Source organism: Burkholderia sp. JPY481, from assembly GCF_038900515.1.
GTDB lineage: Bacteria > Pseudomonadota > Gammaproteobacteria > Burkholderiales > Burkholderiaceae > Paraburkholderia > Paraburkholderia youngii.
This window is the reverse complement of the sequence record NZ_JAYMRT010000058.1, coordinates 1-8,899: the sequence shown is the minus strand read 5'-3', so window position 1 is coordinate 8,899 and position 8,899 is coordinate 1. Positions and strand designations below refer to the sequence as shown.

Genomic DNA, 8,899 nt, shown 5'->3' with positions numbered 1-8,899 from the left:
AACCATCTGATTCCCGCGGCGCCCAGTGCGGCGGACCAGCCTGTATTCCTGGCCGTAGGCGGGGTGCCAGCGGTATGCGATCACCACAATTTGCGATCGGTATGTTGAATGTCGTGTGGTTTGGCGACCTGCTCAAAGTGCTGTGGTGGAGTGGCGATGGAATGTGCCTGCTGATGAAGCGACTCGAGAAGGGGCGCTTCGTGTGGCCTCAAGCCGACGGTGGCGTTATTTGCCTGAGTCCGGCGCAACTATCGATGCTGCTCGAAGGCATTGACTGGCGGCAACCGACGAGAACGGCGCGACCGACCTCAGCGTTGTAAACGTCGCTGTCGGCGCGTAAACTGCCTGCATGACGCGCGCGAGCCCACTTCCCGACGATGTCGAAACGCTGAAGGCGATGCTGCTCAGCCAGGAGGCGGCGCTGCGCGAGCGCGACGCGCAGATGATCAAACTGCAGGAAACGGTCGACTCGCAACAAGCCGCGTTGGCTGCACGTACAGCCGAAGTCGAACACCTGAAGCTGCTCATTGCCAAGCTGCGCCGTATGCAGTTCGGTCGCAAGTCGGAGAAGCTGGACCATCAGATCGAGCAACTCGAACTGCGCCTCGAAGAGCTTGAGGCCGACGAAGGCGCGGCGCCAGTCGAAATCCCGAAGACGCCGCGCACGGCCGTGGAACAGGCACCCCGCAAGCCACTGCCCGAACATCTACCGCGCGAGATCCATACGCACTTGCCCGAATCCGCCGGGAAGTGCACGCAGTGCGGTGGCCAGATGAAGTCGCTGGGCGAAGACGTCGCAGAACAACTCGAGTATGTGCCGGCAAGCTTCCGGGTCATCCGTCATGTGCGCCCGAAGTTTGCGTGCGTGTGTTGCGACCACATCGCTCAGGCGCCTGCACCGAGTCGTCCCATCGAACGCGGTCTGGCCGGACCAGGGCTGCTGGCACACGTGCTGGTCTCGAAGTTCGCAGACCATCTGCCGCTTTACCGGCAGTCCGTCATGTATGCGCGAGAAGGTGTCGAGCTGGATCGCTCGCTGCTTGCGAAGTGGGTCGGTCACGCGGCGACGCTGCTGCAGCCGCTCGTTGAAACACTGCGTCGTCATGTGATGTCGGCGACGAAGCTGCACGCCGACGACACTCCGGTTCCAGTGCTTGCACCGGGTAACGGCAAAACGAAGACCGGTCGATTGTGGGTGTACGTGCGCGATGATCGTGCCTCGGCCGACATGACGCCGGCGGCGGTGTGGTTCGCCTATACACCAGATCGCAAGGGCACCCGTCCCCAACAGCATCTCGAGTCGTTCAAGGGTACATTGCAAGCCGACGCGTACGGCGGCTACCAGGCCATCTACGAAACCGGGCGCGTCACGGAGGCGGCTTGCTGGGCGCACGCTCGACGCCAGTTCTATGAATTGCACGCGGCGCGCCCGAATGCGCTGAACACCGAGGCGCTTGAGCGTATCGGCGCGCTATACAGGATTGAGGAAACAATCAGGGGTAAGCCGCCCGACCAGCGCCGTGTGCATCGCCAGGAGCATGCGCGGCCGCTACTCGATCAACTCCACGCGTGGCTCACAACGATGCTGGAGACGCTCTCGCGCAAATCGGATACGAGTCGGGCGATCCTCTATGCGCTAAACCGGTGGGAAGCGCTCACACGCTATTGCGATGATGGCCAGCTCGAAATCGATAACCTGCCAGTCGAGCGCGCGCTACGCGGGGTAGCCATCGGTCGACGCAACTATCTGTTCGCTGGGGCAGACTCCGGCGGCGACCGTGCCGCCGCGATCTACAGCCTCATTGGCACCGCAAAACTCAACGGTATCGATCCAGAGGCGTATCTGCGCTTCGTGCTCGCACGCATCGCCGAGCATGCGATCAACCGCATTGATGAACTCGTACCGTGGGTCGTTGCCGATCAGCTCCGCACCGCAGTCTAAAGATCTCAGTCTCCAGTCAAGACGTCGCTGGGGCCACGCTTACGTCCAAAGTGGCGTTGCGACGGAGGATAATGCAGCCCGCCGATGTCACGTGATAGCAATTCTCCTTTTGTGATCGCTCAGTGACCTTCGAGTTTCGTTTAGTGTGTGGGTAGCAAAAGATCCTGCCAGACAGGGCTGGCCCATAGCAGGAGTTTTCGTACAGTCCTCAGCACCGTTCCTTTCGCTGCATGTTAAACTCGGCTGCCTGCCATTGGGCTTCCTAGCCGTGCCTCGGGCAAAAGCGCGCGGAGCGCACAGCAGCACCCGTTTTCGCAAATGCGCTGAGCCGGTCGATGAGTTCCACAAAACTTGCCAAGCTTGCCGTGCGAAGTTGATAGCACGCGATACGATTGCGCTCACAGATCCACTCGAACATCTTCACGGTATCGTCGTCTATACAGTCGGCAGGGAACATGAGCATGTCCACATCCGGCAACGCGGCGGCCAGCAAACCGGTACAGTCCACCGTGTCGCTGCCGCACGCCATCGTTCCACCTGAGGCTTCCACGAGCCACTGGATTGCAGAAAGAGATCCGGGCCGCCCCCCGACATACAGAACGCGCTTGCCCTGCAATGCCGCGAGCGGATGGGCCTTCCGACCCGATAAGTAGGATGAGGGATTATTCAAAACCCGCTCCATCGCACTTGCTTCCGCTTGCAACGCTCTATTCAGTACATCCATTTTGCTCAGTTGTACTCGCATTGCACGTGTGCTTTCACGTTCGGCCGCAGCGCGCTTCTCCGCGCTCTCTCGATAAATCTTATGAAGGGCGATCAGATCGTCACTTTCAGTAAGTGCTTCGCGCAGCATGAGGATTTCCCTACGCAATTCCACTTGCGTCGCCAGTTGTTCGTTCCGGCACGCAGCGAACCGTTGTTTCTCTATTACTGCATCGCGCTCTGAACTAGCGACCGGGTGTGCGGTGCCCGTAGGAATTCGTCCACAAACGGAATCCGGCGCTGCCTGTAAGCAGGCGAATGCGGACCGGTTCATATGCATCGCTGTTTCGTGATGTGCTTTCATTGCGACGCGGATCAGCGGATTATCGGCAGCGGTGTCGGCATTTTTTGACAAAGCGAGAACCCCACTCGAAATTCTATTGGTGCATAACAGGCGGCTTGCATCAGCGCTATTGAATCTTGCCGTGTGTTGGCACCGACCCAGCGCTCCGCTATGAGATCGACACCTGTGCGATAGGCTCTAAAGCCCGTCGCACGCTGGTGACACGCTTGCGTGAATTCCTGCAATATGTCGCACTTTTCACGCGTGCTCCGGCAGCTTTCCGATATTCGGAGTGTGAAAATGCACAGGTTGGTTCGCCTTTACCATTCTGTCAGCTCTGTTTTCAATAACGCAATCGTCCACAGCGCACTGCATAGTGCTGCTCGCTCACATCACTTCTCGGATCGCCGCTCGGTCCGATACATCCATTTTTTCCGTCGATTCTGCGCACCCGCCATACGAGGGCGAATCCGGAACATTGAACCGACCGCTGGACGCGCGAACGCCTCCTCGCGAATGCAATTGAATATAGCGAACGCGCTATCGTGCCGGTTTGATCAGTCTCAAAGCATCGGTAGTTTGTATCGCGTTGCTTCAGCCAAAACTTGCTCAATGCCTTTGTAGTTTCGCTGACTGACGACGCAGTAGGGTCAGCGAATTGGATGCCGTTAAGGGCAGAACCACCACGACCACGGTCGTTCGCGCCCGCGCGCGGCGCCACGCCTGGTGCGCGGCACTGGCCATGATGGCAGCCGCGCTGTAGTTGCAGTAACTAGCCACCGGACTGTCACAACATCTCACTCGGTTGTTTCGCCGGCAGCGTTTTGCGGTCATAGCAAGACCGTGTCGATTATCATTCATCGTTCACCTTGCTCGCTCCCGGAGCCTAATTTCTGCGGGGGGTTATTTTTGGAGTGGCTCCTGAAATTCAGCACACGTGGGCACCGGTCGATATTGGCCAAGCCATTGACCGACAGCCATTCGACGGCTGCGTAGCCTGTGTTGTGCCGAGGCGCTGTTCGACGGCGGCCAGCTCAGATGCGGGCACAAAGCCTCCCGCACACTCTCCGCCGCCAGACTTCCTTCCTGGCATTGCTTGCGGCAGCCGCACAACTGATTGGCGTTGACGCCGTGCCGATGAACCACGGACGACACCGAAGCTCCCAGTTCCAGCGTTTCCCGCACATGGCGATTTTTTTCCTGCGCCGCGCGCTGATTGCGGCACTCCGCGCTCGGTCAAAATTTCAATGCTTTCCACGTAATGACTAGGTTTTACTGATGGGCACAATACAATCCCTCTTTAAAGAGTCCTTGCGTCCTCATCCACGTAGGCGCCGCTCCAATTTCCTAAGGAGTCGATCCCCAACAAATCCGGGCGAAAAGAAAAACAGATCTCACTCTAGTCGATTAACCGAACAAGGCTTGACACGTTGCGCCATGTGCGACACTCATTGAACTAAAACCGTCCACTGAGGAACACAGACCCCCGTTTGGCATTTATGCCACGTTACATCTGCGGCGGACGAGTTTCCCGCGAAATTGCGTGTGGAGAGAGGGGACCGATCTATCGACCCGCGCAATCCGCGTCGGACGGCTCCCCAAATAGACGTCAATCACGCCCTGAATGTCCTCCCCCGCACATCCTAACAGCATTAAGAAGTGGGACTTTGTGCGACCAGGGAAGGCAATTCCCCTATTTTGGTGAAGTTCCGTTGGGTAACCTGCACTCGTTGGACAAGAGGAGAAATCCAGTGTGGCAAATCAATCATCACCCGATCAATGATGCAGACCCCGCCGCGATACCAGAGGAGGAAGGTTTCATTCACTCCATCGGAGGCGCGGGCCTGTTCGCAGAGAAATCTCGCGAACCGTGTATCCGATTTTGCGAGCGCAATCGCGACCGCGTGTTAAGTTGTCTGCCCAACTCGTTGGCTGACGTGGTGCGTCCAACCAGCTTTGGCATGATGCTTGATCTGGTGAAAGCCCATGGTGGGTGTCGACTTTACCTACCAACACGCCACGAAAAGTTCTTTCACCGAACCGGCCTGTACGTGCCAGAACCAATATACATCCGGTGGCGCGATACTGCCGACGTGAACGGCCAGATCGATATCCCCAACGTTTGGGGGCTGCTCCAGGCACTTAGGCGTGCCGCTATCCGAACGGCGCTCGCGCGCGGCTGGTCTCCAGACGCGTTGCACTCAACATTTGGCATATCCCGTCGTCAAATCAAGGCTTATCTTCTCGACGAATACGAGACGGCACCGTCCTAGTTTCTCTCAGGCGGGCGATGTATTTCGCCGATGTGGCACCCGTAGGCCCACTGCGATGAGCAGTGGATTTTCTTTACCGTCGCACTAACGAACAGACCCCTAATACCCGTAGACACAGGAGTATCCCATCATGCCTTCGGCGATTCCCTACGATCCCGCGCTTGCGCTCGGAAATCTCGTCAGTATAGAGCGCCTGCATTTGCTCGAGCAGGTTGTGGCTGCTTGTGCGCCTGCCGATGCCGCAGAAGACACTCTCAATTCCCTAATTTCCGCCAAGCGCTCGCTTGACATGACGTCTCAGGAACTGGCGGGGATGGGTATCGACACCTCTCATGTCGATGCCGAGTCCGTAGCGGTAGGCAAGGATCTCGCCGCCGCAGCGCAGGAGTTTGCAAAAGCGAAAGTTGCTGCGATCAAGTCAGTCCAGCCGCTCAAGAAAAAAATGTCCAGTATCAGCGACTCGGCGGAGAGTCCGGTCGACTTCGATCGCTCGCAGATCAAGCAGATACCACTGTCAGCTGACAGTCTCAAGATGAACGTTCAGTTCTTTTCCAATGATGCAAGCGACTTCCGATCAGGGACACATTCGTCCATAATTGGCTCATTCGTCAGCGGTCAGGTCGGTATTTTCGGAGATGAGTTCGCGACACATACCTCCAGCGCTGCCACGAGCCAGGTTATCAGTCAACTCCAGAACCACGACATCGCCGGTACGCTCGTCATCAGCGTGACATGTTCGCATAAGAATGCCGCACTCCTAGCACCGTTCATTCTAGATGTGGACAAAGGCATCCGTGCGTTCAATTCCTCTTTCCCTGATGCGATGATTAAGACTGACTCGATCGCCTCAATGCAAAAGATTGCAGCCCAGTCCGACACCAAGGACGAAAAGGCGCTAACCATTCTATCCGGCGCGACGATGGGTTCGTGCTTTATTGGCATGGTCCACGTGCTAAACACAACTGAAACGCGAAACCGCCAAGCCATGGAGAGCGTTACTGCGTCGCTTCAAACGCAATTCAAAATCGCGAGCTGGTTTGAAAACGCCTCGGGTGGCTTCGGCGTAAACAGTTCGTTCAGCAAGGACGCGAAATCGCTGCTCTCCGCGCAGAATGTTACTTCCCACTGCACGCTCGTCACTGTCGGTTCTATTCCTTCGATCAAGTCGAACGAAGTGCAGATGGGGGTCAAGCAATTCGCCGATGCGGATGGCGCCAAGTCGATGACAGCGCTGCTCAAGCTGCAAGGAGCTACGGCGACGGACCAGGAATCGGTCTCATCGGCAGCCGCTCGCGCCCGTACCGGCCAGGAATTGCTGGCCATGAAGTCGAGCCAGGTCGAAAGCGCACTGTCCGCGCTCTCGGACATCGATGATGGCAAGAACAAGATCATCGATACGAATTCAATGATGAATGCTCTTGACGACTACATCCAGAAATGTCTTGCGGGCAATATGGGCGCTCCGATCACTTACTACCTCAAAAGGATCACTGCCTCGCAACTTGCGCAAGCATGGATGGCGAAGTACTTCCCGGCAAAGTTCATCAGCTTGCCGGCTGATGATTCCGGCACAGGTCGCGACGGTGGTGCCAGGGAGGCGTCGGGGGGTAACAGTGGCGGCAAGGGAAGCGGCGATGGCGGCGACACCTAATCGCGCAAGGTATTGCATCAACTAGAGCGTGTTAGGAACTTTGAAGTACTGGCACGGCGTGGACAAGCATGAGCATTGCGGAGACGACAAAATGAAGCCCGGCGAGAGTTTCGGGGAGCCGTTCATAGTCACGTGCGAGACGCCGGAAACGGTTGAGCCAGCCAAAGCTGCGCTCGACCACCCACCGCCGGGGGAGCAGAACGAAACCCTTTTTCGTTTCTTCGAGTTTGATCACCTGAAGGTCAATACCCTCGTCGAATGCAGCCTGCGCTGGCTCTTTGCCCGTGTATCCCTGATCGGCAAATGCCACCTTGACCGTTCGTCCTGTTACCTGCTGGACCCGCCGCGCAAGCTCAGCTACCTGTGCGCGCTCCTGTTCATTGGCTGGGGTTACGTGCACCGCCAGCAACTGTCCCAACGTGTCTACTGCCATATGTACCTTGCTACCGCGCTTGCGCTTATAACCGTCATAACCCGCACGCGGGCCGCTCTCGCAGGTCGACTGTATCGTGCGGCCATCGAGGATGACCGCGCTGGGCTGTCCCCGACGGCCCTGTGCCACGCGTATCACCGAGCGCAGGTCGCTCACCATGCTCTCAAAGCAGCCCGCCTGCAACCACCGTTGAGTCTGCTGATACACCAGCTCCCACGGCGGGAAATCATTGGGCAGCATCCTCCACGGCGCGCCGGCACGAGCCATCCAGCGCAATGCATCAAACATGTCGCGCAGTTCGTATTTGCGCTGGGGCGCGTCGACGTCCATCAGCGTCAGATACGGCGCCGCGAAACTCCATTCCTCATCCGACACATCAGTCGGATACCCTTTGCGGTCTGTTCTTTTCATCCCGCCAGGATAACAGGTCTCAATCGAAGTTCCTAACACGCTCTAGCCACTGTAAGGTCGTGAAGGGATCGAGGACCGCGCAATCGCCGGCTGCAACCTCGGGAACATTTTCGTATCGGGATAGGCCACGTCCTGCCTGCCCCGATATCGATCGTACTAGGGCTCTAGCTATGGATATGCATCGCATCGCCCGCGTCATCCAGTCGCTCACCGAAGTCGAGCGCGACTGGTTGAATGCCGTGCTGGACACAAGCGCGCGTGGCCCAGCGTCTCTCCATGATATCTGGGCTGAAGCATGGTTCAGCGCATCCTCCGCGCGGGGACTGATCATCCATCCCCCCTTCGCCGCTGCCTTCTTTTACGTGCCAGCGCGCGCGTGGTCCGAACACGCGCGTGAGATCGAGCGGACGTTGAAAGTGGCGATGTTGTTTGACCTGCTCCTCACAGCAGGTCTCATGCAGGTACACCATTCACGCGAGACGTCGCGGAGCGTCATCCGCTGCATTGGGGCCATCTTCAGCGAGCCGCGTATGGAAGTCGTGCGCGGTAAGCCACGCATCGTGATTAATCAAGCCGGAGACTACACAGAGGACCCAACTACGATAGTTAACTGCGCCGGAGAGGTTCTGTACCGCAGCGCGCGACTCGGGCAGGACGCTTTTGATCTTCTTGAAGAGGCGACTCACGGGATGTTGCAAATTCAACCCGTCGAGCGGGCTGCATTGCTCGCTGCTATCGGGGTACCGGACCGCCCGAACGAAATGGTGAGTTTTCCCGAAGGAGGCCATGCACTGAATCAAACTGACGTTGGCGAGGTCACCGACGACCGAGACGATGACGAACGTACGCAAGCGCGCCGCAGTATACCGAGCGTGGATGCTCTACATACAGAAGAGCATCCGAGCCGGCGAGAACCACAGGCAGTTGCTGGCTCTCGAATTGAGAACAGCGGTCAGAAACAGTCGCAGACCGCGCGGATGCGCGCCCCGAGCACTCCGACAAGATGGCCCCGATATTGGTGTGAAGCGCCCCGGGTTTTCCGGAGACCGTTTTGCTTGCGTCATGCCACAGTGACAGACTCAGCGAGATTTGCATAGTAAGCGGCTTCTGCCTCGGCAGGTGGAATGTTGCCGATGGGGCCGAA

Annotated in this window: 7 protein-coding genes and 1 pseudogene; 5 read left to right on the top strand and 3 right to left on the bottom strand. The window is 57.8% G+C overall.

Annotated elements, in window-relative coordinates; translation table 11 throughout:
• Together tnpB and tnpC are read left to right on the top strand one after the other, a co-directional pair.
• The coding region (tnpB, locus tag VSR82_RS39030) for an IS66 family insertion sequence element accessory protein TnpB (RefSeq protein ID WP_498858827.1) at positions 1-320 on the top strand (320 nt) is incomplete at its 5' end.
• A gap of 29 nt (positions 321-349) precedes the next feature.
• The gene (gene tnpC / locus VSR82_RS39025) at positions 350-1,942 is read left to right on the top strand and encodes an IS66 family transposase (RefSeq protein ID WP_498858826.1); all 1,593 of its coding nucleotides are present in this window, start codon (positions 350-352) and stop codon (positions 1,940-1,942) included.
• Positions 1,943-2,204: 262 nt separating this feature from the next.
• Here the strand turns inward: tnpC and VSR82_RS39020 are convergent, their stop codons facing one another.
• Together VSR82_RS39020 and VSR82_RS39015 are read right to left on the bottom strand one after the other, a co-directional pair.
• A complete protein-coding gene (locus VSR82_RS39020) occupies positions 2,205-3,059 on the bottom strand; it encodes a hypothetical protein (RefSeq protein ID WP_410853250.1) in 855 nt (284 codons plus the stop codon).
• Between the two features lie 925 nt (positions 3,060-3,984).
• A pseudogene (locus VSR82_RS39015) lies at positions 3,985-4,275 on the bottom strand (transposase); the annotation flags it as partial.
• A gap of 463 nt (positions 4,276-4,738) precedes the next feature.
• Between VSR82_RS39015 and VSR82_RS39010 the strand changes: the two are divergent.
• Together VSR82_RS39010 and VSR82_RS39005 are read left to right on the top strand one after the other, a co-directional pair.
• Positions 4,739-5,260 carry a hypothetical protein gene (locus tag VSR82_RS39010; protein WP_498858825.1) on the top strand — a complete coding sequence of 174 codons (522 nt, stop codon included), beginning with the start codon at positions 4,739-4,741 and terminating at the stop codon, positions 5,258-5,260.
• Between the two features lie 130 nt (positions 5,261-5,390).
• Complete coding sequence (locus VSR82_RS39005) at positions 5,391-6,911, top strand: hypothetical protein (protein ID WP_410853131.1); 1,521 nt, start codon at positions 5,391-5,393, stop codon at positions 6,909-6,911.
• A gap of 31 nt (positions 6,912-6,942) precedes the next feature.
• Here VSR82_RS39005 and VSR82_RS39000 read toward each other — a convergent pair whose 3' ends face one another.
• Positions 6,943-7,755, bottom strand: coding sequence for an IS5 family transposase (locus tag VSR82_RS39000; protein WP_498858824.1), 813 nt, complete (start codon positions 7,753-7,755; stop codon positions 6,943-6,945).
• A gap of 170 nt (positions 7,756-7,925) precedes the next feature.
• On the opposite strand from VSR82_RS39000, the gene VSR82_RS38995 reads away from it, so the two are divergent.
• Positions 7,926-8,852: a hypothetical protein gene (locus tag VSR82_RS38995; RefSeq protein ID WP_498858823.1), complete on the top strand. Its 927-nt coding sequence runs from the start codon at positions 7,926-7,928 to the stop codon at positions 8,850-8,852.
• Positions 8,853-8,899 lie beyond the last annotated feature (47 nt).